Source organism: Planomicrobium soli (assembly GCF_003014655.1).
Lineage (GTDB): Bacteria > Bacillota > Bacilli > Bacillales_A > Planococcaceae > Planococcus > Planococcus soli_B.
This window is the reverse complement of the sequence record NZ_PYAT01000005.1, coordinates 74,148-99,988: the sequence shown is the minus strand read 5'-3', so window position 1 is coordinate 99,988 and position 25,841 is coordinate 74,148. Positions and strand designations below refer to the sequence as shown.

The window sequence follows — 25,841 nt, the reverse complement described above, 5'->3', positions numbered from 1 at the left end:
CAAAGTTTCACTAAATTTCCTCATATTTTTTGTTCATTAACACAAAAAGACACCCTGGAATCAGAGTGTCATTTCTTTCTATATAAACGCAGGGCCGTATAAATAATGGCTATGTCTTCGCTATTGGTTAATTTTAAACCTAGAATTGATTCGATTTTGCCTAACCTGTAATTCAAAGTATTTTTATGGATATGCAATTCGTCGGCTACTTCTTGAAGCGAGCTCTTTTTTTGAATCCATAATTCCAAATTATGCAGCAACTCCTCTTCTTCAAGGAGCGGTCCAATTGTCCTTCTTAGATACTCTTCCTGAACGTTATGGGGAATAGAGTAATACAACAACTCCAATTTCAAATCTTCTTCAAAGACCATTCGATCTTGCCGCATTGAAATAGCGACTGCCATTTCAGCTTGCTTGAAAGATTCTTTCATGTTGTAGAAACCCGTTGCTTTTCCAACACCTATAGGATGTCTTTTTTTAGTCTTTTTTTGTATTTTTGCCGAAATTCCCATTAACCCTTCGCATAAACGCTTCTTTGGCATGTTTGGCAAGATTAAAACAAGTTTTTCCATTCCCCATCGAACAATTTTCAAATTGGGATGAAGTGTCTGAACACGCAATAAGTTTTCAATATCTGCAATTTCCAGTTGCCAGTCTGTCTGTATTAGCGCTATCCGTTCATAAAGGGAACTGTCAATATTCAGCACTTTCGCCCGATCTTCAATCGCTTCCTCAGTCGATTCAGTTGTGATCAAATCAAAGAAGAAAAACTCAATTTCCCGTATATCCCGTTCTTTTTCTTGGCGTGACATAAAGTCAGTAATAAAAAGTTCAGCAACCTTCCTTACTAACTTGGCATATTTTTCGACTTCAGCCGGCTTTCCTGTAATGCCGATAACCCCAATTGGCGTATTAGCAATAATGATTGGCATTACGATTCCTGGTCTAACACCTCTTAATTTCTCGCACATCTCTTTTGTCATGTTAATTTCGACTTGGTTCTTCATTGAGAGGGAAGCCCCTTCATGAAAAGTATTTAACCGCGCAGGATCTGTACTCGCTATCACAAATCCGTTTTTATCTGTAACCAAAACATTTTTGTCAATTAAGGAAGAAAGTTCTCCTACGATTTGTGTTCCAAGCATTTGAAAGTCGAACATCACATCACCCCTGTAGAATAATATAACCTATTCATTAGCTCATTTTTATACTTTTTTGCTTTAATGACAAAATGATTTAAGAGCCATGTGTTCCCCTAAAAGCCAAGTATAAAAAAGCACCTCTTTTCTATTGGTAAAAATAGAAAAGGGGTGCTGCTGGTTTAAGGTTTATTTTTTCTTTTTGACAATCGCTACAGTACATCTCGAAACACAAATCAAGTTCTCTTCTTCGTCGACAATTTTAATGTCCCAAACCATTGTTGTACGTCCTCTATGGAGCGGAGTGCCAATAGCTGTTACCAGACCATCGCTTTTGCCACGGATATGATTTGCGTTAATTTCAAGACCGACCGCTATTTCATTTTCTTGATCTATCAAATTCCATGTTCCTATGCTTGCTACGGACTCTGCCAAAACAACAGAAGCGCCTCCGTGCAGCTGGCCGAATGGCTGGTGGGTTGCCGCATGGACCGGCATCGTCGCCATAACCCGATCCGTTTGCATTTCCACAAATTCAATGCCCAATACACCTGCAATCGTTTCTTCAATCGGTTTCATTTTCATCTCTTAATTACTCCCCTTCCTGTTCGGCTTAGGCTTTAGTTCGAGGACTGCTTCACAATAGGCTGTTTTCAGACTAAACAATGCTGCAAGACTTACCATTGGCAGTAAGTCTCTCGCTGATTCTCTTCACATTCTTTAAGGGCTTCTGTTTGGATACTCGTTGGCGCTCTATTCAACCCTTCTATTCAATTCTAGTTATTATTTTATCAACTTCCTTATCAAAAAATGCTTATTCAAATTATTTTTTATTTTTAATGTCAGATTAAATAAAATATTTAAAAAAGTGATTAATTGATTATATAGTCACATTTTTATAATTTCCATTGTATTTTTCGCTCATTATAAATGTATAGAAAATCACAAGAATCGCTTTTGTTAATAATGCAAAACAGTCCAGAACGCCAAAAAAGCTTAAGCAGAAGTATACTACATAAACTTTTCCTATTATTTCCTAAATTTAGATTTATATTATGAGAAATATATCAAACAGATATCATCTCAGTAAATCATATTGCCTATTTTAACGTGGTTAGATAGAATAAGACATGCTCTTGTTTTATTTTCTGAGCCCTTACGTTTCACTATTTTTTAAAAAGGAGAGAAAAAATGAAAAAATTTGCTTTTTCAGTCCTCGCGACAAGTTCTTTGGCCTTGTTTTTCGGAGTGTCAGATACCGAGGCAAGTTCTTACACAATTAAGTCCGGGGATAGCCTTTGGAAAGTTGCTACAGAAAATAAAGTTTCTGTTTCTGACCTTAAGCAATGGAACAACTTAAAATCTGATTCCATTTACCCAAACCAAGTGTTAACCTTATCAGCACCAAAAGCAGCAACTGTTTCGACAGCAACCAGCCAAATTAGCGTTTCTAAAAGTTCAACTGCTTCTTCCAGTTTATACATAGTAAAATCTGGAGACACATTATCAAAGATTGCTTCGCTACATAAAACAAGTGTCAGCACTCTTCAACAGTTAAATGGCCTTTCCGGTTCCCTGATCTATGTTGGACAAAAGCTAAAAGTAAATGGCACAGCTGCAGCACCTGCTTCACCAACTGTAACAAAACCAGCAACGACTGCTTCACCGTCAGCGACTTCTACTTATAAAGTAGTAAGCGGGGACACTTTAGCAGGCATCGCTAAAAAGAAAAACGTTTCTGTAACTCAGCTTATGAATTGGAATAATTTATCTTCCAGCCTTATCCGTGTGGGGCAAGTGCTTAAAATCGAGAATTCTGCTTCTTCCAGTAGTCCAAGTCCGGCGGCAACAACTCCCGCTCCATCGGTTCCTGCTCCAACGGCTTCAGCAACTGGAACATATAAAGTAGTAAGCGGGGATACATTATCCGGCATCGCTCACCGACACGGTGTCTCGGTCACACAAATTATGAACTGGAATAACTTGACTTCTAGCCTGATTCGGGTTGGCCAAACATTAAAAGTCAATAATTCCCTAGTGGCAACACAGCCAAGCACGACTCCTGTCTCTGCTCCTGTAACTGCTCCGACAAATTCTAGCACTGTTAACGCGATCATTTCTACTGCTACTTCATTGCAAGGCATTCCTTATGTATGGGGTGGATCGACGACCAAGGGGTTCGACTGCAGCGGGTATATCTACTATGTATACAATAAAGCGGGTGTAAGTGTACCTCGTACAAATACAAGCGGCCTAGACGCACGCTCGTATTATGTGAATACACCTCAAGTCGGGGATTTGGTTTTCTTTAAAAATACCTACCGCCAAGGCATTTCACATGTCGGCATCTACATGGGGAACAATAAGTTCATCCATGCAGGCGGTGACCGTGTTCAAATCACTAATTTGAACGATAGTTACTGGGGCAAGCATTTTGATAGCTTTAAACGTTTGTACGCCATGGATTAAGTTGGATACACAAAAAAATAGCGCTCACTGCATTTTGCCGAATGCAGTGGGTTTTTTTATGTATTTCAAATAAAATATACCCTTTTTTTACCTTATTAAACTTTTAAAAAGGAAAAATTTATAATAAAACCACTTAGTGTTCTCAAAGTTTCAATTACTACAATCCACTGGGACGGAGAGATTTTGCTCATCCGCCTTAGAAAAAATATAATTGGTAACCTTAAACAGCATTGATAACTGAAAGTTCTTTGGTTGTATTTTAATCTACGGTCATTAGATCCGTATTATATATAAAGAACGCTGTTGAATTCCTCCGTTATTTATAATCATTATTAACAAGTATTGATTTTTAAATGAAAAATGTTATCATTGTTATTATAGTTTTAAATTAAAATGAGAATGAGGTGTTCGATTAATGAGTACAGATAAAAAAGCTCTAACAACTAGCTGGGGTGCCCCAGTCGGAGACAACCAAAACTCACAGACAGCCGGACAGCGTGGCCCCGTCTTACTGCAAGATGTCCACCTGCTTGAGAAATTAGCTCACTTTAACAGAGAACGGGTTCCTGAGCGTGTAGTACATGCAAAAGGCGCAGGCGCACACGGTTATTTTGAAGTAACAAACGATGTAACTAAATATACAAAGGCAGCTTTCTTATCAGAAGTCGGCAAAAAGACGGATATGTTCGCGCGCTTTTCAACAGTAGCCGGTGAAAACGGATCTGCAGATACAGTTCGCGATCCACGCGGATTTGCATTGAAGTTTTATACTGAAGAAGGAAATTATGATTTAGTTGGCAATAATACGCCGATTTTCTTTATCCAAGATGCAATCAAATTCCCTGATTTTATCCATACACAAAAACGCGATCCAAAATCTCACTTGAAAAACCCTAACGCAGTGTGGGACTTCTGGTCATTATCACCTGAATCATTGCACCAAGTTACATATTTGATGGGCGATCGCGGAATCCCTGCGACTCTTCGCCATATGCACGGATTTGGAAGCCATACATTCAAATGGACAAACGCAGCGGGCGAGTCCCATTGGGTTAAATACCATATGTTGACTGAGCAAGGCATCAAAAACATCACGCAAGATGTGGCTGATAAAATTGCCGGTGAAAATCCTGACTTCCACACAGAGGATTTGTTTAACGCTATTGAAGAAGGCGACTTTCCTGCTTGGAAAATGTATGTCCAGATCATGCCGTTGGAAGATGCAAACACATATCGCTTTGATCCATTCGATGTAACAAAAACGTGGTCCCACAAAGACTATCCGTTGATTGAAGTTGGCCGCATGGTGCTTAACCGCAACCCGGAAAATTATTTTGCTGAAGTTGAACAAGCAACGTTCTCACCTGGCACACTAGTTCCTGGCATCGACGTATCACCGGATAAAATGCTTCAAGGCCGTCTGTTCGCATACCACGATGCTCACCGCTACCGTGTAGGGGCCAACCACCAAATGCTCCCGATCAACGCAGCGAAAAACCAAGTGAACAACTACCAGCGCGACGGCCAAATGAACTTTGGCAAAAACGGCGGCGGTTCTGTTTACTATGAGCCGAATAGCTTTAGCGGCCCGACTGAAACTGCATCAGCAAAAACAGCTCCGCTTGAAATTTCAGGCGTTACAGATTCAGTTCCGTACTTCAAAGAAGATTACTACACTCAGCCTGGAGATCTTTATCGCTTGCAAAGCCCGGAAGAACAAGCACGTCTTGTTGCTACATTCGTTGGCGGCTTAAGCGCAGTAACGGTCGAGGAAATCAAACTTCGCCAAATCGGCCATCTGTATAAAGCAGATCCGGAGTTCGGAACTCGTGTTGCAGAAGGGCTTGGCCTGCCGGTTCCACATTTAGCTGAAACTATCTAATTCTTAATTCGGCCACACAATTCTCAATTAGCAGTCGTCCTTTTTTAGGATGGCTGCTTTTCTATAACAAAAAGGACGCCGTTTAGGCGTCCTCTTCTTTTACTTTTTCCCTTGCATTTCTTTACCGATCGCTTCCGCCAATTCCTTGCCGTTTTGAATACAAGCCCCAATGCCTACACCATAATAAGACGCACCTCCAAGCCTGATATCCGGGACAAGTGCCAACATTTTTTCTTCCAAAGCATCTACAGCAGATTTATGGTGCATATGGTAATTCGGCATCAAATTATTCCAGTTGGTTACTTGCACAACTGAAGGATCCGCTTTGATTTTCAAGCTTTTTTCGATGTCGCTCAAAGCGACTTCTACCAACTCAGCCTCTGATAAATCTTTCAGTTTTGCATAGGATGGATGCGAACTTTTATAAAACAAGCGCACCAGCAGATTGCTACTTTGCGATGTATGCATCCACTTTCTGCTCGTCCATGTGCAGGCATTGCAATGCAAATCACTGTTCTGAGAAACAATAAAGCCAGTGCCGTCTGCAGGAAGATCAGCATCTGGAATTTCAAACCCCAGATAAACGCTGATTAATGTGGAATCTACTAATTGATCAAAGTCTCCATTCAATTCTTCCATTCCAAGCAATTTTTGTGCAACAGAATGAGGAGTCGCTAAGATAACATAGTCAGCTGTTAGCGCTTCCCCATTGTCAAGCTCCATCAGATAACGGCTGCCTTGCTTTGACACCTGTTTTATGCCAGTGCCTTTCATAAGAACCGCGCTATCTAAGCTTTCCTCCAACCGGTCGATTAGCACGCCCATGCCTTCATCAAACGAAATGAATTTTTTGTTGGCTGCACCTTGGAAACGCTGCTTATTCTCTCCTAACCCTTTAATGATGCTGCCATATTTGTTTTTGTAATCCACAAGGTAAGGCAGCGTCGAAGCAAGCGTCAGTTCATAAAGATTGCCTGAATAAACTCCGGACAGTACCGGGGCTATTTGGTTCTTGACCAATTCCTCCCCTAAAAACGCCTCCAAAAACTCACCGATAGAACTATCGCGCGTATAGGTTTCGTTTGAAGTCTCGAAATCCCGCAACGCTGCTTTTTTTCCTTCTTCAGAGACAAGCGTTGAACTGAACAAGGCTTCTTCGTTCATCGGAATGCCGAATACGGTATCCGCAGGAATGGCATGGAGTTCATTGTTAGCGTATAAATACGAAATGCCGGTGCTATTATAAACAAGTCGGTCTTCTAGCCCTAAATCTTGAATAAGCGGCATTACGCTTTTATTCCGGGCCACAATAGAATCAGCGCCGGTTTCCATGATAAACTCCCCGTCTTTTACGGTCCGGATTTTCCCGCCCAGCACCTTTTGTTGTTCAATGAGCACCAACTCAATGTTAAGGTTCTGTTCTTTTTTCATTTTCTGCAAATAATGCATTGCGGAGAGACCTGTAATGCCTCCACCGATCACAACAGCTGTTTTCATCCACATTCACTCCTTATTGTTGTCTTCATTTTACCAGCAAATATAAAACGAGAAGCGAATAGATTTTGTCATTTTTGACACGCTTTTATTGCTATTCCCCTTTAAGACTGGTTTTATTAAAGAAACGAATTTTTTTATTAAAGGAGAGACAAAGATGTTGAATGCAGTAGATCAAAATATCATCAGCAGACGGACAATCAAAGCTTTCAAGCAAGATCCTGTGGACGTTGAAGAAATTATCGAGTTATTGAATATCGCAAAGTGGGCTCCAAATCATAAAGTCAATGAGCCGTGGCGCTTTCAATTGTATACGGGTGCTGGGAAAGAAAAGTTTGTTCAAGCTTATGTGAATGCTATGCCAACAATCGAGGGATATGTATCGCAGAAAGTATTGAACAAAGCGCAATATTTCCGTGACATTCCGCTTCATTTAGTTGTAATCATGCCGGAAGATCCGCGCCAAAGAAGATGGGATGAAGACTATGGCGCCATTTCTTCTCTGATCCAGAACTTCCAGCTAGCTGCATGGGAGCGCGGAATCGGCATGATTTGGCGTTCAAACGATTGGATTTACGATCCAAAGTTCAGAGATGCAATTGGTGTCACGCCCGGCGAGAAAATTGTGGCAACATTAATGATCGGCTATCCAAAACACGTTCCTGAAAAACGGCCACGGACCGATATCCGCGAAAAACTGATTATTATCAATGAATAAATATAAAAAGATGGCGCATTTTGCGCCATCTTTTTTATTTCACTAAGGAAAGGGCTCCAACTGCTCCTGAGAATTCTCCATTTTCAAGAAATAACGGTTGGGCACCACGCAACACGGTGTAGCTGGTTACAACTTCTTTTAACAGCGGATTTTCGAAGAATGACGACCCAATGTAGATAATGGTCGAAACCCCGCATTGTTTAGCAGCGTGAACACTGACTGTACTGACGGTTTCACCGACTAGACCAAGAACAGCAGCCAACAATTCTTCTCTTGATAATTCCGCCGCTACACTAAAAAGGTTATTTCCAAAATTGCTTGCCGTTAACTCACCGGAAATTGGAGGTTCTTTTCCTTCATATATATGTTTTACTTTTAAATCGATTCGATCTCTGGATCCAGTGCCAGCCATTCTTACAATTTCCTCATAATTGGTTACACCCGTTAACAGATGTGACAAACCGAGCAGAGTTCCACCTCCGACACCAGTTCCCCCAATACGTTCTTGACGATTATTTTCGATGCAGTGGATAGACGTTCCTGTCCCGACATTCGTGACCAAATAGGAGTCTTCCACCCGTCCCATACGCTCTAGCAAGAATTTCACACCAAGATGAGTTGCCTCAAACTCCATTATCTCCTTGGCCTTTTTATTTAACAAAGAAAGAAGAACTCCTGCTTTCCCTCCGGTTATACAAACTCGGCTTTCACTTTGTTCGTTCACCCAAGAAGCTACTTTCTCAATTTCAGCAATCGGAAACTTGGTGAATTGAAGCGTACCATTTTTGGCATAAGCCACTTTAATCAGCGTACCGCCTGCATCTATTCCAAAAATCATTTTTGCACCTGCTCTTTCTCGCATTTTCCATCCAGAAAATACCAGCTTGTTTTCTTATAAGGAGAATAAATATTTTATCTTCAGGAAGTTTCTTTTATGCACACAAAAGGAATTTTATCATACTAATTTGTCCTATGGCATATTTTTCGATGCACTTCCAATTTTTTAAAAATTATACTAGAAATGACCTAGGTTTTATTTTACAATATATTCAGTATATTCTTTAAATTGAGAAATATGAAGTGGATTATAAACTATATTACCTAAAAGGAGACTGATTTATGGAGATGATTATGGACAATAAACGGTTGCCGCTTATTATTTGCGTTACTTTGGTCCTTGGGTTTTCTTGTGCCTCGTTATCCGCAAGGTATGAATTTTTATACCTAATGGTAACAGCCTTAATCATTGAAGTATTCATTTTTGATGAAGACCGGAAGTTGAATATGTGGAAATATTTCGCTGCTAACCTGCTTCTGCTTTTCTCCATATTTTCATTGTTTACTTTCATGTAATATTAGAACGAAAGCTTCATTATCGTGCTGGATGAATAACATGTAAAACAAACTGTACGATATTGAAGTAAAAGCTTACGAAGAAAACTATGCGGCTTCTGCTAAAAAATTGCAGATATGCTTCGCGAACATCCTCCATTGCCCTTTCAGGGGTCTTAATCGGCACACATACCACAGGCAGCATAAACGCATAAAACAAGCCACCTCTCTATGAATAAAAAGAAGTGGCTTGTTTTGTGCATAACTCTATACTACTGTTGGTTCGTCAAATAAACATCAGTGAGTAAGTCATTGGTCATCGGGTGCGGTTCATAACCCTCCACATAATCCACCTGTGCTAATGGCGGTGTAGTATAAGCTAACATGACCCACGGAGCGTCTTTTTGGAAAAGCTGCTGTGCCTGTTTGTACAGTTCAATGCGTTTATCTTGATCAATCGTTTCACGCGCTTCTGTAATTAACGACGTAAATTCATCGCTTTTATAGAAAGCAATATTTTGTGCTGGCTTTTCTGTATTGGTTTTGCTGAGGTTCGGATATAGGAAGTTGTCCGGATCGGCCATAACACCAGTCCAGCCATACATCGCCATACTGTGTTTGCCTTGTTTCGTGTCATCCAAATAAGTCGCCCATTCCGAGGACCTGATTTCAGCCGTAATGCCGACTTCAGCTAAATCCGATTGAATGGCTTCTGCAATTTTTACCGGTTCCGGCATATAAGGGCGCGGATTGCTCATTGTATACAATTCGGTTTCAAAACCGTTCTCGTACCCTGCTTCCGCCAATAGTTTTTTCGCTTCTTCTACATTGTATTCATAAGGTTCTAACGTGTCATCATAACCCCATAGCGACGGAGGCAGCGGGCTTGTAGCGGTATCTGCAAGGCCGTTATAAAAGGCATTGACGATTTCTTCCTTATTGATGGCCATGTTGATTGCTTGGCGCACTTTGGGATCGTCAAATGGCTCCTTCTCTGTATTGAAAGCCATATAGCCGATATTAAAACTCGGGCGTTTCAGCAGCTCCAACCCTTGTGTTTCTTCAACGACATTCGTATCAGTCGCGTTCATGCCATCCAATACATCAATTTCCCCAGTCTGCAACGCATTTAGCCGAGCTGAATTTTCCGGTATTACCTGGAAGATCACTTTATCCAAATACGGTTTCCCTTCCATCCAGTAATCCGGATTTTTGGCCAATGTAATGGTATTGTTTCGGCTCCATTCTTCAAATACGAAAGGCCCTGTACCGACAGGCTGTTCATTTACCTCGCCCTCGTATTGTTCAATTGCGGCCGGGCTTGCGATGCCAAACATAGAGATAGCTAAATAGCTTAAAAAAGGAGCGGTTTTCCGCTTCAACTTAATTTCAAGCTCATGCTCACCAGTTGCTTTTACGTGTTCGATCAAATGGTTTTCGTCCCCTTTAAATCCTCCATACAGAAAAGGGTAGTAAGGAAAATCTCCTTTGTGGTAAGGATTTTCCGGATCCATCCATCTTTCGAAGTTAAATACGACAGCATCTGCGTTAAAATCTGTTCCATCATGGAACTTGACTCCCTCACGCAATTGAAATGTCCATGTTAATCCGTCTTCGCTTGAGTTATATTCAGTTGCCAGCTTCGGCTGTAGTTCCAAGTTTTCATCATATTCAAGCAATGTTTCAAAAATATTGTGTGTCACGCGTATGGATTCCCCATCCGTTACATTGATAGGGTCCAAGCTGACAGCATCAGCTCCACGTCCATAAACAAGCGTCCCACCCTGCTTGTCTTCTTCCGAAACTGTACCTCCACTTTCAGAAGGCGCTGATTCGTTCCCTCCGGAACATGCGGATAACAGTAAGACAAAAACCAGTATTAAATGAAACAAGCCAACTAATTTTTTATTCATCTTTTCTTCCCCCTTTTCGGTTTTCGAAATATTTTTAATTATACGAAATTTGTCAGCAATTATCTACAATATAATCAAAATTCTATTTTCCATATGCTTTTAATTTGTCTATCTGCTATTAATAAGGGTATAGGAAACCATCATGCAGTTGTTTTTCGTCGGTGAATTTACTCTAGAATGGAGCCTGCTTATGCCGTATGTAACTACAGAAGATGCCGTATCATTATATTATGAAACTTCTGGCGCCGGATTGCCCATTGTATTCATCCATCCACCTGTCATTGGCCACCGTGTATTTAAACATCAAAAAAGGCTTTCCGATCATTATCAAATTATTCTATATGACCTTCGGGGCCACGGCCGCAGTTCAAAAGGCCAGAAACCTTTATCAATCTTGCTGCTTGCAAATGATTTAAAAATACTGCTTGATAGAATGGGCATAGAAAAAGCCGTTATCTGCGGTTTTTCCAACGGCGGAACTATTGCTCAGGAGTTCGCTCTGCTCTATCCGGAAAGAACCTACGCACTGATATTAAGTGGAGGTTATGCTCAAGTAAATAGCCCCAACTTAATGAGTTTGATCCGTTTTGCCATGGCAATGGCAAAACTCCAGAAAGTCCCTGTGCTCGCTAAGTTACAGGCCAAGTCCCATAAATATTTTAAAGAAGATGAATTAGATTTTTTTGATTATGGTAAACGTGCGGATGCAGAAAGAGTTTATGACTATTGCAAGGCCGGGCTTCATTATAATGCCAGCTCCTCACTTTACCGGCTGCAGATGCCCATTCTTTTAGTTTATGGTTCACTGGAAGTGGCCATGCATCATTATCGGAAAGATTTTCAAAAAGCCGCTCCCCAAACCGAGATAAAGTATATAAAATGGGCATCCCATAGAGTGCCGCCGCGCCATTTCCCTCAGTTTAACGAGGTTATTCATAGGTTTTTGCAGAAATAAATCAAGCAGCTGTCTTTCCATAAGGGCAGTGGCTTGTTTTTTTATCCAAGCATCATTATGTAAGCAGCCATATCTTGAGGCTTCGAAATCAATCCCAGCAAAAAGCCGCCCTCTTCATGAAGAGGGCGGCTTTTACAAAGGACGAGATTAGTTTAAAGCTGTCTGAAGCCTCCAGTATTGGCCCGGACTTTGACTTCGGAATATTTTCTGACGTCGCTTTCTTTTGAAAGCAGCGTACCGACCACCCCACCAATAAAACCTAGCGGAATCGAAACGATTGCCGGATTTGTTAACGGGAAGAGTGGCGTGCCTGTGATAATGGCCGCACCTGCTTCTGGATTCATGACACTTGGGCTGATCGACACGAGAATTAATGCAGAAATTAATCCTGTAAAGATAGCTGAAATCGCACCCGTTGTGTTGAACTTCTTCCAGAAAATCGTGTAGATGATGACCGGCAAATTCGCACTTGCCGCGATGCAGAAGGCAAGCGATACCAAAAACGCCACATTCAAGCTTTGCGCAAAAATCGCTAGGAGAATCGAGAATACCGCTACCCCAACAGATGCATATCGGGCGGCCAGCATTTGTTGCCTTTCTGTCGCTTTTCCTTTTTTAATGATTTGGCCATAGATATCATGAGCAAAAGCGGATGCTCCCGATAAAACTAAACCAGCCACAACCGCCAGGATAGTTGCAAAGGCAACGGCTGAAATGAAGGACATGAGAATGTCGCCGCCGAGGGCCTGAGCAAGAAGTGGTGCCGCCATGTTGCCTGCCGGGTTTGTCGCAATGATCAGATCAGAACCCACAAAGGCTGCTGCCCCAAATCCAAGGAAAATCGTCATAACATAGAAAATACCGACAATCCAAGTGGCCCACATAACTGAACTTCTCGCTGTCTTGGCGTCACGGACAGTAAAGAAACGCATTAGGATATGGGGCAATCCTGCTGTACCAAGTACCAATGCCAGCATTAAAGAAATGGTATCCAGAGGGATCTTATATCTTACTCCTGGATTCAAGAATGCTTCACCATGAGGCGTTGCAGTTTTCATTTGAGTGAACATTTCCAAGATGTTGAAATCAAAACGCTGTAAAACCAAGAATGACAATATTACAGTACCAACCATCAACAAAACCGCTTTGATGATTTGGACCCAGCTTGTTGCAGTCATCCCGCCGAACAATACATAAATTGTCATCATAATCCCTACAAGCAAAACGGCCCATAAGTAATCGATCCCAAATAATAATTGTATAAGTGCACCAGCTCCTACTAATTGGGCAATCATATAGAAAATAACGATGGTTATTGAACTTAATGCTGCCGCACCGCGAACTTTTTTGGCGTCAAAACGGGCATTAATCATATCCGCCAGCGTAAATTTCCCAAGATTGCGAAGCGGTTCTGCTACGATAAACAAAACGACTAAGTAAGCGACTAAATAACCGATGGAAAACAAAAACCCATCAAAACCAAAAAGTGCAATCGATCCTGCAATCCCGAGAAACGAAGCGGCAGACAGGTAGTCCCCCGCAATAGCCAATCCATTTTGCCACCCTGATAAACCGCCGCCAGCTGTGTAAAAGTCACTGGTCGATTTTGTCCGTTTTGCCGCAAAGTAAGTGATGACCAGAGTCATCGCTACAATCACTAAAAAAATAACAATTACCGTAGCATTCATAGATTTTCCTCCTTATCGTAATTGAATTCTTTTAGTGTTTTTACAGCCATTTCATCAAACTTTTCCGCCCGTTTCATGTAAACGGTTACAAGTATCCAAGTCATAGCGAATAGTCCAAAAGCAAATACCCATACCCAGGAAATATCCCCGATAAAAGACTTTTCCAGCCAATTGGTATACGAAATAATAAAGTTAAAAAGAAGATACAAACCTAAAAATAAGATTGTCGTCGGAACTAAAAACGCCTTTTTCTTTTTCATCAGTTCTCTGAAGCTTGCAGATGCCTCAATTGCATCGAAATCCGGCTTTGCTTCTTTAACATTATTTCCTTTTACTGTTCCGCTTTCTTGATTGCGCTTTTTACTCTCGCCTTGAACAACACGCGTTTTGCCTCCCGCAACAGTTTTCGCCATTAGTAACACCCCTTTATAATTTAATTTTCTGAATCTAAACACAATTAAAACATGTATAATTTTACAAGTCAATAAAATAAAATACCGGTTGGTATGCTAATTTTGTTCGGCTCTTAAAAAAGGTCTTCTAACAAAAAAAGGTTCCTCTCCTATTAATTAGAAGAGGAACTCTTGATTTATGTTTTATCCTTCAGTTTTTATACTTCCCATCTTTACCAAAGGCCCAGAAGTTTCCACCATAGCCCTCCAGCGCCTATCCACACAATGATATGGATAATGGAAATGATAAATCCTAGCATCCACCATTTTTGTTGGCTTACATAGCCGCTTCCGAAAAAGACCGGTGCAGGGCCAGCTCCATAATGAGTTAAGCATCCAAACAAATTACTGAAAAATGCCAGTATTAAAGCAGAAAGAAGAGGCGGTGCCCCAGCCGCTACAATAACTGACAAGAACGCAGCGTACATCGCACTGACGTGCGCAGTGTTGCTTGCAAAAAAGTAATGGGAGTAAAAATAGACAATTGCCAGCACAATCAGCGCCGCCATCCAGGACAATTGAGTTGCTGATTCTTGCATGAGACCGCTGAACCATGGAATCATTCCCAGCTCATTCAAATAACTCGCCATCATGACCAGTACAGCAAACCAAACGAGCGTATCCCAAGCTCCTTCTTCTTTTTTAATGTCTGACCAAGTAAGAACTTGTGTCAGCAAGAGCACACAAAGACCGACAAATGCACTTGTAGTAGCATTGATGCCAAAATTGGTGCCGAAAATCCAAAGAGTAAGCAATAAGAGGAACACGCCGATCATGAACTTTTCTTCGCGTTTTAGCGGTCCCATCTCTTTCAACTTCCGGCCGGCAATATCAGCAGCTTCTGGAGTCTCTTTTAATTCCGGCGGGTATAGTTTGTAGATGACTAATGGAATTATAATGAGGCTGATAAGGCCCGGCACAATCGCCGCCAACGCCCATCCTCCCCAAGTGATCGTTTCACCCGTGATATCTTGCGTAATTTGAACCGCTAATGGATTGGCGGCCATTGCAGTAACAAACATAGCTGAAGTGATCATATCGCCTTGAAAAGATACTTTTGTTAAAAAGGCTCCGACTCTCCGCTCTGTGCCGTCTCCGGCTCTCGATTCATACGTTTCGGAAAGCGAGCGGATGATCGGAAAGATAATTCCGCCGGCACGTGCGGTATTAGAAGGCATTGCAGGTGCCAATATAAGATCGCTGAAAAGCATCGAATAAGACAATCCCAATGTTTTTTTCCCGAAAAGCCGGACAAAAATATAAGCGATCCTTGTCCCGAGACCTGTTTTGATAAAGCCGCGGGAAATAAAGAAAGCAATAACAATCAACCAAATGGTAGTATTTTGAAACCCGCTTAAAGATTGTTCTAACGTTAATGTTTTCGTCAATACGATAAGCGTCAAGGCAATAATCGCTGTACTGCCCATCGGCACCGGCTTAATCACCAGCGCCACTATAGTCGCCACAAAAATACTGAACAAATGCCAAGCTTCGGCATCTAGCCCGCCAGGTGCTGGAACAAACCACAATGCGAGGCCGATCGCTACGCATATTAAAAGGGAGCGCCAATTTACTTCTCCCGTTTTTATCTCTGTAGACACTGCTGTTTTCCCCCTCAATAACTTGTCAACTTCTTAATAAAGAAGCAAAGATTTATAAGTTTCAATAAACCCTTATAGATTATACGCCTCCTTCATTGTCTAAGTCCAAAGAAGCGTTTGGTTCCGCCAATAAATATTCAAGTCTCTCTAAAGCATCCAGTTCCAGCAGCCCATTTCCTTCAGCTGTTTTCGGATAACCGAGCGGTACAGTTCTTCGGACAAGCTGGGCATACAATTCCGCTTCTGTCAGTTTGCGGGCAAACTCCTTTTCAGCAATGTTTTTAATGAGAGCTAAAGCACCTGAAACATGAGGCGTCGCCATCGATGTTCCGGACAAGCTGGCATATTTGCCTTCCAAATAAGCTGAATGTATATTAACACCAGGAGCCACAAGGTCAATCTCGTCATTTGTATTGCTGAACGACGCAATTTTCCGGTTAAAATCCACAGCACCAACTTGAATAACTTCCTTATACGCGCCCGGATAACCTAGTTCATCGGTTTGCGGGCTGTTATCACCTTCGTTTCCAGCGGCGCAAACGACCGGGATTCCCTCGTTTACAGCGCGCTTAATCGCTTCATGAAGTTCCGGCACGTCATCCGGTCCGCCAAGCGACATTGAAATAACAGTTGTCTTCTCACCATTTGGACCCATCCAATCAATTGCATGATGAATCCCTTCAATAATTCGTGCGTAATCGCCGCTGCCTTCGGCGTCCAGCACTTTTAAAATGAGCAACTGCGCTTCTGGTGCCACGCCTGCAATGCTATCCTCTCTTAAAGCAGCGGCAGCTGTTCCGGCAACATGCGTGCCGTGGCCATTATTGTCTTCGAAATTTGCTTCGTCATGGTTGTAATCCGGCGTAAAATTTCGGCCGGCAATAATGCGGTCTTCCAAATCGGGATGATCGGATTGGCACCCCGTATCAAGAATGGCTATAACATTGTTTTTCCCACTGCCGGCTCTTTCCCATACTTCCGGGGCTTTGATCATCCGGACTCCTTCCGGAACCTGCGGAGCTACAGTGGTTATTTCTTCAATGCGATAAGGAATAAGATGGATTTTGTTCATTCTACCCTCTCCTTTGTATGAAGCGAATCAGCTGCTTCGTTTTCTACCCCTCTCTTCCCGTTTTTACTTTTTCTGAAAACTCTTAGTAGTTTTCTGGCAATTATCAGCACTAGATGCCATGATAATGACTAAACAACTAGGATGGAGGACTTAACATGGGCATACGTTATGAACACTCAATTCCTGAAAAAGAAGCTTTTTTTGCTTTGTTCGAAACAACCGGGTGGAACGCCAAATACAACTTTACACCGGATAATTTGGCAAAAGCGGTCCGCAATAGCTATTTTATGGTTTGTGCCTATAGCGGTGCACAATTAATTGGAACAGGCCGCATTATTTCAGATGGAATTTATCAAACTTTGATTGCCGATATGATCGTTCATCCGGATTATCAGCAACAAGGCATCGGAAGCGAAATATTGACTATGCTTATAGCAAAATGCCAAAGGGACGGCATGAAACAAATTCAGCTGGCAAGTGCAAAAGGAAAAATAGGGTTTTATAAAAAATACGGCTTTGAAGCACGTCCTGCCGATGCACCTGGCATGCAAAAATACCTGTAATGCCTCCTATACGCAGTTGGCGCCTTTAAATTATACTAATGGGGACAGTCTTTTCTTAGATAGCAAAGAACAATAAGCTTAGCTTCTGCTGCGGCTAACCAACTGTGTGTAAATCCAAGCTTTCAAGTAAATTGCAGGGGAATTACTTTACACTTCCATGCCGACACGTACAAAAGCAACCGGAAAAGAGGATACAGCAAATGAAAAAAAAATGGATGATTTACGGAGCAAGCGGCTATACAGGGGACCTCATTGCTCATGAAGCGGTAAAACGAGGCATGTCTCCTGTTCTTGGGGGCCGCAGCGAAGAAAATCTTTTGCCTCTAGCCATCAAATTAAAACTAGAAGTTCGTGAATTCCCCATCAATGCCGATGCTTCCAAGTTTCTCGAAGACATTGACTTGGTTCTTCACTGTGCGGGGCCTTTCAGCAACACAAGCGCCCCTATGATCGAGGCTTGTATCGCAGCTAAAACCCATTACTTGGATATAACTGGCGAAATTGCTGTTTTCGAACATACGCAAGCAAAGAATCGGCTGGCCGAAGAACACGGCGTCGTTCTTTGTTCAGGCGTCGGTTTCGATGTTATCCCAACCGATTGTATTGCGTTAAAGCTAAAAGAACTAATGCCGGATGCTAACCGCCTTTCACTTGGATTCGATTCAGATTCCGGAATATCTCCAGGAACAATGAAAACAATGATTCAAGGATTGGGGTCAGGAAGCGCGGTACGCCAAAATGGGGCATTGACTCCCGTACCCCTTGGAAGCCAGCGCCGGATTATCGACTTTGGCAGAGGAGCACGCCCAGCAATGGGTATTCCATGGGGAGATGTATCGACGGCTTTCCACACAACCGGCATTCCCAACATTTCCACTTACATTCCAATGCCGAAACATCGCATTTTAGGAGCACGCTTACTCGCCGGCTTTGGTCCTGTTCTTGCAACTTCATTTATGCAAAAAAAGTTGACGGATTGGGTGGACCGTAATGTTAGCGGACCTGATGAAACATTGCGGTCCAACGCTCCGGCTTTTGTATGGGGAGAAGCGCAAAACCCAGCGGGCCAAGTAAAGACAGTACGCATCCAAACCGCTAATGTATATGACTTGACCGTTTATGGATCACTCGCTGTAGTAGAAAAGCTTCTACCAAACAATCACAAAGGCGGAAGCTTTACACCCGCCGGACTTTTTGGATCTCACTTTATTGAAGAGTTGCCCGGATCCGGAAAATTTCAAATCGATTAAAAAAAGCTGACCCATAGCAGGTCAGTTTTTTAATAGTTGCATCCGTTGATTGAACAAAGTGGGATAAGATAAAAACCCAAGCATGATGCTGGTCACTGCAGCAGTCGTTAAAAGCAGGAACATAATAAGCAGTTGAAATTGCACCGCTTGAATCGGATCTGCTCCTGCAATAATTTGGCCGCTCATCATTCCTGGAAGCTGGACAAGACCTACTGTTTTTTGGCTTTCGATTGTCGGAATCATGCTCGCTTTGATGGAATGCATCAACTGAGTATGTATTGCTTGTTTGGGTGTTCCTCCGAGAGACAAGACAAGCTCCGTTTCATCCTGATGCGCTTCAACTTCAGCAGTAAAGCGGTTTAGAAATAATATTGATAAGACCATTGAATTTCCAATAACCATGCCGCTGATTGAGATGATGTACTGCGCAGTAGGAGGTGTAATCCCAAAACCAAGCAAGACACTTTGCGTCAACACTTCCACAAATACTAACGTTGCGGCTACTTTCCAGACAATACCTCTAATTGCCGCCCCCTTTTTTTGGGCGTTGTGTGTGGCAGCGACAATCATTAAGGTGACCATCAAGAAAATATACATTAAGCTTTCGGAATCAAAAACGAATTTTAAAATATAGCCAACGGCCAGCAACTGAATAATAGAGCGTATCGTTGCGACCATGGTATCCCTTTCTAATCCCAGGTTCAGCGTTTTCGAAAGCAAGAGCGGCAAAGCAACAAAGATCAACGTAATCGACAGAGTCCAGTAACTCATACCGCCCCTCCTTTTATAAAATTTCTAGCTTTGTCAGTAGCCGGCGACTTCAACAGTTCGCTTCTGCCGGTTTCAACCACTTCACCATCCATCATAACCCACGTAAAATAGCCGATTTCCAGTGCCTGCTGCAAATTGTGCGTAATCCAGATAATGGTCGTCCCGTATTTTCGATTGATTGCAACGATAAGTTCTTCGATTTCCTTTTGCGAAGTCCGATCTAGGGACGAAGTAATTTCGTCAAGCAATAGAATGTTGGGCTGATTTACCAGTGTCCGTGCAATAGAAACTTTTTGGCGCTGTCCGCCTGATAAATCGTTGATCTTCCGTTGCAGGAATTCTTCCTCCAGCCCGACATCCCGCAATAATCGCCTCCCAGCTTCTTTGGAAAACTTTTTGCTTTGAAGCACCATCGGCAAAGCTAAATTGTCATAAACAGTGCCACTGATCATCGGGGCACTTTGGAGTGCAATTCCGACCAAGCGCCGCAATTCAGTTGGTTCGTAGCTCTCGATCAGCTGTCCTTGAACATACAGCTCACCCATAGTAGGCGATAACAACCCGTTGCACAATTTCAATAAGGTGGTCTTTCCAGCCCCCGATGGACCGACCAAAGTTGTTATTCTACCTTCTGGAAACGAACCGGTGATGCTTCTTAATATTTGATTTTCGCCAATGGTGTAACTGACATGATTAAAATGGACGGCTGGTTTGTAATCAATCGACATGTTGCCACTTCCTTTTAAAACAGTAAAAAGGCACACAAGAAAGCGTGTGCCATCTTTTCGCTATTTATCCTTCTTCCATTCTGCGGGCCGCAAATTCATCATTCATTCTCAAGAAGTATTCGCCGCCTTCTTCGATGTTCTTCATCCGGGTAATGATGTCGCGGAAGAGTTTTTCTTCTTCCATTTGTTCTTCAATAAACCAATCTAAGAAAGATGCAGTGGCATGTTCCTGCAAGTCAGCGGCTAATGTGACGAGCGCATAGATGTGGCTTGTTACATCTTTTTCTTGGGCCAAAGAGCTTTCAAGCACGTCCATCGCATCTGCATAATGGTTTTTCGGTTCTGCCAAGGCTTGCAATACCGGCTTCTCATCCATAGTGACCAAAAAATGATAAAATTTCATTGCATGGAAATGCTCTTCTTGCGATTGCACTAAATAGAAATTGGCGAAACCATGATACCCTTTTTTTGAAAAATAGGCTGCCATTGCGGTGTACGAATGGGCCGCTTGTAATTCGTTATTAAACTGATTATTTAAAGCTAATGTCAATTTTGCTGGTAACATGTGTCTTCCTCCTCTTCCTTATTTAGAATCATTCTAATGTAGACAATATATCATATTCATCTTCCCTTTGCAAAACAGTATAAATATTTAAACAGTGTGGCTTGTATGGCTTTTCTTCTATTAGTATTTATTAATTCTCTTTAATTCAAATAAATATAGAAAGTAGAAGATTTTATAGATTACTTTTAGTAAGTAGTTGTAGTATGATAACTATACAAATTAGAAATGTATAGTTTAAGGGGGTAAGTTTATGGTGAGTATGAAATTAGAACCAAAAGTTTTTGAAGTTTTAAAAGATAAAATAAAAATGATTCCTTCTGATGAAGGAGCAATCTACTTGGTGGGGCCGATTCGATTGCCGGTCAACTTATACGACGAAACGGTCGTATTCAATTGGTATTGCTGGCTTAATTACGATGAAGTGACTGACGATTACGGACGTATTATCGAAAAGCTCTCTTCTTCCAATTTAGCCGAATACCAGCAATCAAGCGTATTGGTTTACGGTGATTTTGAGCAAGCGGATAATGCGTTGATCCGCATGCATTCTATTTGCCATACGGGTGATATCTTCGGCAGCAAACGCTGCGACTGTGGGTTCCAATTGAAACAATCAATGAAGCAAATCGTAGATTCTGGCACAGGTGCTTTGTTTTATCTGGCAAATCATGAAGGACGGGGAATCGGTCTTTTCAGCAAAGCGATGGCTTATGTTCTGCAAGAAAATGGCTATGATACGGTTGAAGCGAATGAGAGTCTGGGCTTTGTCGATGATTCCCGCAATTATGGAGACGCCATCGCCGTTTTGAAAACATTGCGTTCAAAACCGGTAACGTTAATCACCAACAACCCGAAAAAAATGGCTGCGCTTCAAGAGGCCGGATTGCCGCTTAGCGGAAGAGCATCTCTATGGGGAGATGAGTCTGAATTCAATTCAATTTATCTGCAGACCAAAATCAATCGCTCCGGCCATTTAAAAAACGAGGAGGCCAATGAGCATGTCGCACCATGAATTCTATATGGACCTGGCCTTAACTAATGCCCGGAAAATGAAAGGCCAAACTGACCCAAATCCGCTCGTTGGGTCTGTCATTGTCAACCATCAACGTATTGTCGGAATCGGCGCTCATTTGAAAGCAGGCGAACCGCACGCAGAAATTCATGCCATCCGAATGGCAGGAGAACTGGCTCAGGGCGGAACAATTTACGTTACGCTTGAACCTTGTTCTCACCATGGGCGTACAGGACCGTGCGCTCAGGCCATTATTGACGCCGGCATCAGCGAAGTAGTAATTGCCACGTTAGATCCCAATCCGATTGTTTCCGGAAACGGTGTAAGGATGCTTGAGGATGCCGGCATCGAAGTAACCATTGGTGTCCGCAAAGAAGAGTCGCGCAAAATGAACGAAGTGTTCAATAAGTTCATTGTTGAGAAGGTGCCTTTTGTGACATTGAAAGCCGCTTCTACATTGGATGGCAAAATCGCCACTCATTCCTTGGACAGCAAATGGATTACTTCAAGCGACGCACGGCAAGACGTCCACCAATTAAGAAGCGAACACATGGCCATTCTAGTAGGAGTAGGCACGGTCATCGAAGACGATCCGGAATTGACAGCGCGCATCCCGAATGGCCGCAACCCGTTGCGCATCGTCTTGGATTCGACGCTGCGCATTCCCCTAGACGCAAAAGTTCTAAATGATGGTTTAGCAAATACCTGGATTTTCACTAGCCGGAATTACGATCAGAAAAAGCGTCATAAGCTCGAAAGCCTAGGAATTTCCGTCTTTGAAACGAGTGGAGAAATCCGGGTGAACGTGCAAGATGTAGTCCGCATACTCGGAGAAAAGTCCGTCTCTTCCCTCTTTATCGAAGGCGGCGGCACCATAAATTCGGCATTTCTTGAAAAAGATTTGATCGACAAAGTCGTCTTGTATTTCGCGCCGAAATTGATTGGCGGAAAAGACGCACCGACATTCTTAGAAGGGGCCGGCTTTGACCTGATGAAAGACGCAATAGAACTGACAGATGGTGAATTCACAAAAATCGGGAAAGATTTCCGGTTCACGGGCTATCCGGAAAAACGAGGAGAAGCTAAATGAAATTTGGTTTTGACATAGATGATACGTTGATTGGATTACGTGAATATGCGTTCAACTTATACCAAAAAAACCTTGGCCAGACTGTGCCGATTGATGTTTTCCATGCTCTCGACCGCGTAGAAATACACGGAGCATTTGGTATGACGGATCAAGAAGGTTCAAAAATGTGGAGCGATTTAGTAGAAGAAATTTATTATACCGACTGCCCTCCCTATCCTGGGGCAATTGAAGCTTTGCAGCAGCTTGAAGCAGAAGGGCATGAACTTTACTATATAACGGCCCGAAGTTCTGAACACGGCGAAAATACAAAAGAGTGGATGAAGCGGCAAGGCTTTCCGGTACAGGATGACCGTTTTTTCTGTGGCATGAAAGATGCTGAAAAAGTAAAAATCATTAAAAAGCTTCAATTGGATTATTATTTCGATGACAAACCTGCAGTCCTTGATACGCTAGCCGGGGGCTCAGTCAAAGTGCTTGTGAAAGACCAATCGTATAACCGCCACTTGGACATGCCGCGTGTTAGAGAATGGGCGGATTTGAAAAATTTAATCCGAAATAAAAAGATTTGAAAATAACCTGATAAGGCTGTAGACAAGCTCGGCAATACCGAGAAAGTCTACAGCCTTTCGACTCTTCTCCCATCTATCGCTATTCCTGAAATCTTTAGTTTGCCAAACCGGTTTTCTTCTTAACTTCATTCAGTCGATGTTAAACAAAAGTACATAACGGGTATAGGACATCTAACACACTGACAAAATGAAGGAGGAAACAGAATGAGCTCAACAGTCTGGCTGTACATAGCGCTCGCAATATTTGTAATAGCGCTAATCATAGCAGGAATCGGGGTTGGCATTTTCGTATCAGGTATGAAGGGACCAATGAAAAAAATAAAAGGTTCAGTAGATAACCTGAAAGATCGAATAGATAAGCTCAACTTGGAAGCCACAAGCCTGCAACATCATGCAAACGAACTGAAAGAAGACATGCAAGCAAAATCTGAAAAAGTCACGCTTCTGATCGATGCAGCAAGGGGTACAAAGAATTCGTTCCTCGACTTGAACTCGTCCGTGCGAACGGTTACTGTAGGTATTGCTTCAAGCGCAAACCGTGACAAGAGAAATATTTCTCAAATCAATCAGTGGAAAAATGCCACGTCCGATCTTCTTGATTTACAGGAATTTTTGAAGAACCGCAAAAACGATCCTGCCGCCTACTATCCAACACCACTAATTGGTGATGAACAAACGGCAGAAAAATAAACAAGAACTGAAAAAGACAGCCTTACAGGCTGCCTTTTTTTATTTGTTCTAAAAGTGATGCATGAAAACTTTGCTGTTGCCTCATCGCCTCTACAAAATAGATATTTAAAAAAAGCAGCTCCATTAGCTGGAACTACTTTCTTTCATGCCACTTTGTTTTCTTCGTTTAAACCACTTGTGCTGAATGCATCGTCACTATTATCGAACCGTTCAATTCGGATTACTTTGCCATCTTTGATTTCCATGAACGTATAAACGATAACATGCCCGTCCTGATTTTCCCATACTGCTTCCTGTTCATAAACAACGCGGTGGTCGTCGGCGTACCGGGTGATCGTATGCAAATTCACACCTGTATTCTCCATCCATTGGACAAGCAAGTCATGGCCGAACCCTGCACCCCTTGGACCTATCAGTTCGATGTTCGGATCCGATACTTCAAGAACGCCTTCCACATCCTGCGCATTCACTTTATCAACCCAAGTATCTGCCGTTTCGATCACGTTGTTCATGGAAAGCTCCCCTTTCGACCATATCAGTAATTGGTGTTTTTCAACTTTTTAAAAGTGGTGACGAAATGTCCGGGGTCTGTATACACTTTATAAGCAACAACCCCTCGATGGGTATGCAAATACAGTAAATTCGCTTCGTCCGAAAAGGAACGGTAGGACATGTCCCAAACATTCGCCAGGTGGAAATGTGTCGCAGAAGCACTTACAGTGTCTTCGTATAAATGGAGAGCATGTTCTGTATGGACGATTTTCATTTCACCGGCTTCAATTGAACGTTCTGTATCGATATACGTAATCGATGCCAATAAATTCGAATTGTCCATTCCACCGCCTCCTAACGTTCTGTTTCCTGCAGTTTACCTTATGCAGCAGTTCTAGAACAAGTGAAACCTAAACCTTCGCCATATCATTCTTCACTGTCGAAGTATTCGTTCGACAAATCACCGTTGACACCGATCGCTGCAGCGCTTCCTTCACCTGCTGCAATTACAAGCTGAGAAGGAACAATGAGCGAAGCGTCTCCTGCCGCATAAACATTCCAAACATTTGTCCGGCCATATTCGTCTGTTTTGATGCCTCCATAACTGTTCTGCTCACAGCCAAGTTCATCAGCAAAGGAAGTGGAATGGTTCCATAGCGGAGTCGTAAATCCGCCTACCCGATCAATCAATGTGCCGTCTTCAAGTCTAACACTGCGTAATTGTCCGTTTCCGCCTTCCAGACCACTTATTATATCTTCATATACTTTAATGCCGTGCTTGGCGAGACTCGCTTTCTCTTCTTCTTCGAGCCTTCCCATTCCGTTAGTGAATACCGCTAAATCCTCGCTCCATGTATACACTTTCTTCGCAAGCGCATAAACGTTTTTATCTGCGATTATGGCAAGCGGCTGATCCTTCAATTCCCATCCATCACAATATGGGCAGCTGTACAAACTGGTGCCGTAAAATTTCTCGATATCCGGGATATTCGGAAGCTTCTCCTTCACTCCGGCCGCGAGAATAATTTTGATGCTGTGGAACGTCTCGCCTTCGTCTGTCGTCAATTCATAATGCGTTTCGCTTAAACGCTCAACGCGAACAATCTTTTTTTTCTTCAATTCCACACTATCGTATTTAGCTATATCTTGCCGTGCTAGTTTTTTAAGTTCTTCCGGCTGAATGCCATCTCTTGTAATAAAGCCATGAGATTCCCGAGTGACCAAATTGCGTCCATTGTCGTCGTCGAAGAGAACGGTTTTCCGTCTAGACCTTCCTAAAACCAAAGCTGCATTTAGACCAGCTGGCCCACCGCCAATAATTGCGCAATCATATATCATAACATCCATCCTTCGCATAAATCGGTTACCTCAAATCTTCCCGCTCTACCTGTTTATT

At 42.4% G+C, this 25,841-nt stretch carries 26 protein-coding genes; 11 read left to right on the top strand and 15 right to left on the bottom strand.

Going from position 1 to position 25,841, the window contains the following annotated elements; all coding sequences use genetic code 11:
• Positions 1–68: 68 nt before the first annotated feature.
• Together B0H99_RS07975 and B0H99_RS07970 are read right to left on the bottom strand one after the other, a co-directional pair.
• Entirely contained in the window at positions 69–1,160 is a 1,092-nt protein-coding gene (locus tag B0H99_RS07975; RefSeq protein ID WP_106533123.1) for a CdaR family transcriptional regulator, read from the bottom strand.
• 168 nt (positions 1,161–1,328) lie between these two features.
• Positions 1,329–1,724: a hotdog fold thioesterase gene (locus tag B0H99_RS07970; RefSeq protein ID WP_106533122.1), complete on the bottom strand. Its 396-nt coding sequence runs from the start codon at positions 1,722–1,724 to the stop codon at positions 1,329–1,331.
• 606 nt (positions 1,725–2,330) lie between these two features.
• On the opposite strand from B0H99_RS07970, the gene B0H99_RS07965 reads away from it, so the two are divergent.
• On the top strand, positions 2,331–3,608 hold the full coding sequence (locus B0H99_RS07965; RefSeq protein ID WP_106533121.1) for a C40 family peptidase: 1,278 nt from the start codon (positions 2,331–2,333) through the stop codon (positions 3,606–3,608).
• Positions 3,609–4,023: 415 nt separating this feature from the next.
• On the top strand, positions 4,024–5,490 hold the full coding sequence (gene katA / locus B0H99_RS07960) for a catalase KatA (RefSeq protein WP_106533120.1): 1,467 nt from the start codon (positions 4,024–4,026) through the stop codon (positions 5,488–5,490).
• A 99-nt stretch (positions 5,491–5,589) separates the two neighbouring features.
• Here the strand turns inward: katA and B0H99_RS07955 are convergent, their stop codons facing one another.
• Positions 5,590–6,987 carry a protoporphyrinogen oxidase gene (locus tag B0H99_RS07955; RefSeq protein WP_106533119.1) on the bottom strand — a complete coding sequence of 466 codons (1,398 nt, stop codon included), beginning with the start codon at positions 6,985–6,987 and terminating at the stop codon, positions 5,590–5,592.
• 154 nt (positions 6,988–7,141) lie between these two features.
• On the opposite strand from B0H99_RS07955, the gene B0H99_RS07950 reads away from it, so the two are divergent.
• Positions 7,142–7,702 carry a nitroreductase family protein gene (locus B0H99_RS07950; RefSeq protein ID WP_106533118.1) on the top strand — a complete coding sequence of 187 codons (561 nt, stop codon included), beginning with the start codon at positions 7,142–7,144 and terminating at the stop codon, positions 7,700–7,702.
• A gap of 34 nt (positions 7,703–7,736) precedes the next feature.
• Here the strand turns inward: B0H99_RS07950 and coaW are convergent, their stop codons facing one another.
• Entirely contained in the window at positions 7,737–8,540 is an 804-nt protein-coding gene (gene coaW, locus B0H99_RS07945) for a type II pantothenate kinase (protein WP_106533117.1), read from the bottom strand.
• Between the two features lie 281 nt (positions 8,541–8,821).
• Here coaW and B0H99_RS07940 point away from each other — a divergent pair, with 281 nt between their 5' ends.
• Positions 8,822–9,055, top strand: coding sequence for a hypothetical protein (locus tag B0H99_RS07940; protein ID WP_106533116.1), 234 nt, complete (start codon positions 8,822–8,824; stop codon positions 9,053–9,055).
• A 251-nt stretch (positions 9,056–9,306) separates the two neighbouring features.
• Here B0H99_RS07940 and B0H99_RS07935 read toward each other — a convergent pair whose 3' ends face one another.
• Entirely contained in the window at positions 9,307–10,947 is a 1,641-nt protein-coding gene (locus B0H99_RS07935) for an ABC transporter substrate-binding protein (protein ID WP_106533115.1), read from the bottom strand.
• Between the two features lie 142 nt (positions 10,948–11,089).
• On the opposite strand from B0H99_RS07935, the gene B0H99_RS07930 reads away from it, so the two are divergent.
• On the top strand, positions 11,090–11,902 hold the full coding sequence (locus B0H99_RS07930) for an alpha/beta fold hydrolase (protein ID WP_106533114.1): 813 nt from the start codon (positions 11,090–11,092) through the stop codon (positions 11,900–11,902).
• Positions 11,903–12,054: 152 nt separating this feature from the next.
• Here B0H99_RS07930 and B0H99_RS07925 read toward each other — a convergent pair whose 3' ends face one another.
• The 4 genes from B0H99_RS07925 to B0H99_RS07910 all read right to left on the bottom strand — a co-directional run bounded on the left by B0H99_RS07925 (position 12,055) and on the right by B0H99_RS07910 (position 16,715).
• Positions 12,055–13,590 (bottom strand): solute symporter family protein, encoded by a 1,536-nt coding sequence (locus B0H99_RS07925; RefSeq protein ID WP_106533113.1) that lies wholly within the window; start codon positions 13,588–13,590, stop codon positions 12,055–12,057.
• Positions 13,587–14,003 (bottom strand): DUF485 domain-containing protein, encoded by a 417-nt coding sequence (locus B0H99_RS07920; protein WP_106533112.1) that lies wholly within the window; start codon positions 14,001–14,003, stop codon positions 13,587–13,589. Before B0H99_RS07920 ends, B0H99_RS07925 begins: the two co-directional genes overlap by 4 nt.
• A gap of 212 nt (positions 14,004–14,215) precedes the next feature.
• Positions 14,216–15,643, bottom strand: coding sequence for an anion permease (locus B0H99_RS07915; protein WP_245894455.1), 1,428 nt, complete (start codon positions 15,641–15,643; stop codon positions 14,216–14,218).
• Positions 15,644–15,722: 79 nt separating this feature from the next.
• Positions 15,723–16,715, bottom strand: coding sequence for a S8 family peptidase (locus B0H99_RS07910; RefSeq protein WP_106533110.1), 993 nt, complete (start codon positions 16,713–16,715; stop codon positions 15,723–15,725).
• Between the two features lie 155 nt (positions 16,716–16,870).
• Here B0H99_RS07910 and B0H99_RS07905 point away from each other — a divergent pair, with 155 nt between their 5' ends.
• Complete coding sequence (locus B0H99_RS07905; RefSeq protein WP_106533109.1) at positions 16,871–17,278, top strand: GNAT family N-acetyltransferase; 408 nt, start codon at positions 16,871–16,873, stop codon at positions 17,276–17,278.
• Positions 17,279–17,478: 200 nt separating this feature from the next.
• A complete protein-coding gene (locus B0H99_RS07900) occupies positions 17,479–18,528 on the top strand; it encodes a saccharopine dehydrogenase family protein (RefSeq protein WP_106533108.1) in 1,050 nt (349 codons plus the stop codon).
• Positions 18,529–18,549: 21 nt separating this feature from the next.
• Here the strand turns inward: B0H99_RS07900 and B0H99_RS07895 are convergent, their stop codons facing one another.
• The 3 genes from B0H99_RS07895 to B0H99_RS07885 all read right to left on the bottom strand — a co-directional run bounded on the left by B0H99_RS07895 (position 18,550) and on the right by B0H99_RS07885 (position 20,592).
• Positions 18,550–19,299, bottom strand: coding sequence for an ABC transporter permease (locus tag B0H99_RS07895; RefSeq protein WP_106533107.1), 750 nt, complete (start codon positions 19,297–19,299; stop codon positions 18,550–18,552).
• Positions 19,296–20,027 carry an ABC transporter ATP-binding protein gene (locus tag B0H99_RS07890; RefSeq protein WP_106533106.1) on the bottom strand — a complete coding sequence of 244 codons (732 nt, stop codon included), beginning with the start codon at positions 20,025–20,027 and terminating at the stop codon, positions 19,296–19,298. The genes B0H99_RS07895 and B0H99_RS07890 overlap by 4 nt, the downstream gene beginning before the upstream one ends.
• A 64-nt stretch (positions 20,028–20,091) precedes the next feature.
• The gene (locus tag B0H99_RS07885) at positions 20,092–20,592 is read right to left on the bottom strand and encodes a ferritin (RefSeq protein ID WP_106533105.1); all 501 of its coding nucleotides are present in this window, start codon (positions 20,590–20,592) and stop codon (positions 20,092–20,094) included.
• Positions 20,593–20,842: 250 nt separating this feature from the next.
• Between B0H99_RS07885 and B0H99_RS07880 the strand changes: the two genes are divergently transcribed.
• From B0H99_RS07880 to B0H99_RS07865, 4 genes are all read left to right on the top strand, one after another.
• On the top strand, positions 20,843–21,604 hold the full coding sequence (locus tag B0H99_RS07880; RefSeq protein WP_106533104.1) for a GTP cyclohydrolase II: 762 nt from the start codon (positions 20,843–20,845) through the stop codon (positions 21,602–21,604).
• The gene (gene ribD / locus B0H99_RS07875) at positions 21,591–22,694 is read left to right on the top strand and encodes a bifunctional diaminohydroxyphosphoribosylaminopyrimidine deaminase/5-amino-6-(5-phosphoribosylamino)uracil reductase RibD (protein ID WP_106533103.1); all 1,104 of its coding nucleotides are present in this window, start codon (positions 21,591–21,593) and stop codon (positions 22,692–22,694) included. Before B0H99_RS07880 ends, ribD begins: the two co-directional genes overlap by 14 nt.
• Positions 22,691–23,263 (top strand): 5' nucleotidase, NT5C type, encoded by a 573-nt coding sequence (locus B0H99_RS07870; protein WP_106533102.1) that lies wholly within the window; start codon positions 22,691–22,693, stop codon positions 23,261–23,263. The genes ribD and B0H99_RS07870 overlap by 4 nt, the downstream gene beginning before the upstream one ends.
• 204 nt (positions 23,264–23,467) lie before the next feature.
• The gene (locus B0H99_RS07865; RefSeq protein WP_106533101.1) at positions 23,468–23,953 is read left to right on the top strand and encodes a DUF948 domain-containing protein; all 486 of its coding nucleotides are present in this window, start codon (positions 23,468–23,470) and stop codon (positions 23,951–23,953) included.
• A gap of 143 nt (positions 23,954–24,096) precedes the next feature.
• On the opposite strand, the gene B0H99_RS07860 is transcribed toward B0H99_RS07865, so the two are convergent.
• The 3 genes from B0H99_RS07860 to B0H99_RS07850 form a co-directional block, all read right to left on the bottom strand.
• Positions 24,097–24,465: a nuclear transport factor 2-like protein gene (locus B0H99_RS07860; protein WP_106533100.1), complete on the bottom strand. Its 369-nt coding sequence runs from the start codon at positions 24,463–24,465 to the stop codon at positions 24,097–24,099.
• A gap of 23 nt (positions 24,466–24,488) precedes the next feature.
• Positions 24,489–24,788 carry a hypothetical protein gene (locus B0H99_RS07855; RefSeq protein WP_106533099.1) on the bottom strand — a complete coding sequence of 100 codons (300 nt, stop codon included), beginning with the start codon at positions 24,786–24,788 and terminating at the stop codon, positions 24,489–24,491.
• An 83-nt stretch (positions 24,789–24,871) separates the two neighbouring features.
• Positions 24,872–25,783 (bottom strand): NAD(P)/FAD-dependent oxidoreductase, encoded by a 912-nt coding sequence (locus tag B0H99_RS07850; protein ID WP_106533098.1) that lies wholly within the window; start codon positions 25,781–25,783, stop codon positions 24,872–24,874.
• Between the last annotated feature and the right edge of the window lie 58 nt (positions 25,784–25,841).

Bases quoted from the DNA above. Each gene is read 5' to 3' on its own strand.
- B0H99_RS07975 (WP_106533123.1), bottom strand. From the start codon at position 1,160: ATGTTCGACTTTCAAATGCTTGGAACACAAATCGTAGGAGAACTTTCT.
- B0H99_RS07970 (WP_106533122.1), bottom strand. From the start codon at position 1,724: ATGAAAATGAAACCGATTGAAGAAACGATTGCAGGTGTATTGGGCATT.
- B0H99_RS07965 (WP_106533121.1), top strand. From the start codon at position 2,331: ATGAAAAAATTTGCTTTTTCAGTCCTCGCGACAAGTTCTTTGGCCTTG.
- katA (WP_106533120.1), top strand. From the start codon at position 4,024: ATGAGTACAGATAAAAAAGCTCTAACAACTAGCTGGGGTGCCCCAGTC.
- B0H99_RS07955 (WP_106533119.1), bottom strand. From the start codon at position 6,987: ATGAAAACAGCTGTTGTGATCGGTGGAGGCATTACAGGTCTCTCCGCA.
- B0H99_RS07950 (WP_106533118.1), top strand. From the start codon at position 7,142: ATGTTGAATGCAGTAGATCAAAATATCATCAGCAGACGGACAATCAAA.
- coaW (WP_106533117.1), bottom strand. From the start codon at position 8,540: ATGATTTTTGGAATAGATGCAGGCGGTACGCTGATTAAAGTGGCTTAT.
- B0H99_RS07940 (WP_106533116.1), top strand. From the start codon at position 8,822: ATGGAGATGATTATGGACAATAAACGGTTGCCGCTTATTATTTGCGTT.
- B0H99_RS07935 (WP_106533115.1), bottom strand. From the start codon at position 10,947: ATGAATAAAAAATTAGTTGGCTTGTTTCATTTAATACTGGTTTTTGTC.
- B0H99_RS07930 (WP_106533114.1), top strand. From the start codon at position 11,090: ATGCAGTTGTTTTTCGTCGGTGAATTTACTCTAGAATGGAGCCTGCTT.
- B0H99_RS07925 (WP_106533113.1), bottom strand. From the start codon at position 13,590: ATGAATGCTACGGTAATTGTTATTTTTTTAGTGATTGTAGCGATGACT.
- B0H99_RS07920 (WP_106533112.1), bottom strand. From the start codon at position 14,003: ATGGCGAAAACTGTTGCGGGAGGCAAAACGCGTGTTGTTCAAGGCGAG.
- B0H99_RS07910 (WP_106533110.1), bottom strand. From the start codon at position 16,715: ATGAACAAAATCCATCTTATTCCTTATCGCATTGAAGAAATAACCACT.
- B0H99_RS07905 (WP_106533109.1), top strand. From the start codon at position 16,871: ATGGGCATACGTTATGAACACTCAATTCCTGAAAAAGAAGCTTTTTTT.
- B0H99_RS07900 (WP_106533108.1), top strand. From the start codon at position 17,479: ATGAAAAAAAAATGGATGATTTACGGAGCAAGCGGCTATACAGGGGAC.
- B0H99_RS07895 (WP_106533107.1), bottom strand. From the start codon at position 19,299: ATGAGTTACTGGACTCTGTCGATTACGTTGATCTTTGTTGCTTTGCCG.
- B0H99_RS07890 (WP_106533106.1), bottom strand. From the start codon at position 20,027: ATGTCGATTGATTACAAACCAGCCGTCCATTTTAATCATGTCAGTTAC.
- B0H99_RS07885 (WP_106533105.1), bottom strand. From the start codon at position 20,592: ATGTTACCAGCAAAATTGACATTAGCTTTAAATAATCAGTTTAATAAC.
- B0H99_RS07880 (WP_106533104.1), top strand. From the start codon at position 20,843: ATGGTGAGTATGAAATTAGAACCAAAAGTTTTTGAAGTTTTAAAAGAT.
- ribD (WP_106533103.1), top strand. From the start codon at position 21,591: ATGTCGCACCATGAATTCTATATGGACCTGGCCTTAACTAATGCCCGG.
- B0H99_RS07870 (WP_106533102.1), top strand. From the start codon at position 22,691: ATGAAATTTGGTTTTGACATAGATGATACGTTGATTGGATTACGTGAA.
- B0H99_RS07865 (WP_106533101.1), top strand. From the start codon at position 23,468: ATGAGCTCAACAGTCTGGCTGTACATAGCGCTCGCAATATTTGTAATA.
- B0H99_RS07860 (WP_106533100.1), bottom strand. From the start codon at position 24,465: ATGAACAACGTGATCGAAACGGCAGATACTTGGGTTGATAAAGTGAAT.
- B0H99_RS07855 (WP_106533099.1), bottom strand. From the start codon at position 24,788: ATGGACAATTCGAATTTATTGGCATCGATTACGTATATCGATACAGAA.
- B0H99_RS07850 (WP_106533098.1), bottom strand. From the start codon at position 25,783: ATGATATATGATTGCGCAATTATTGGCGGTGGGCCAGCTGGTCTAAAT.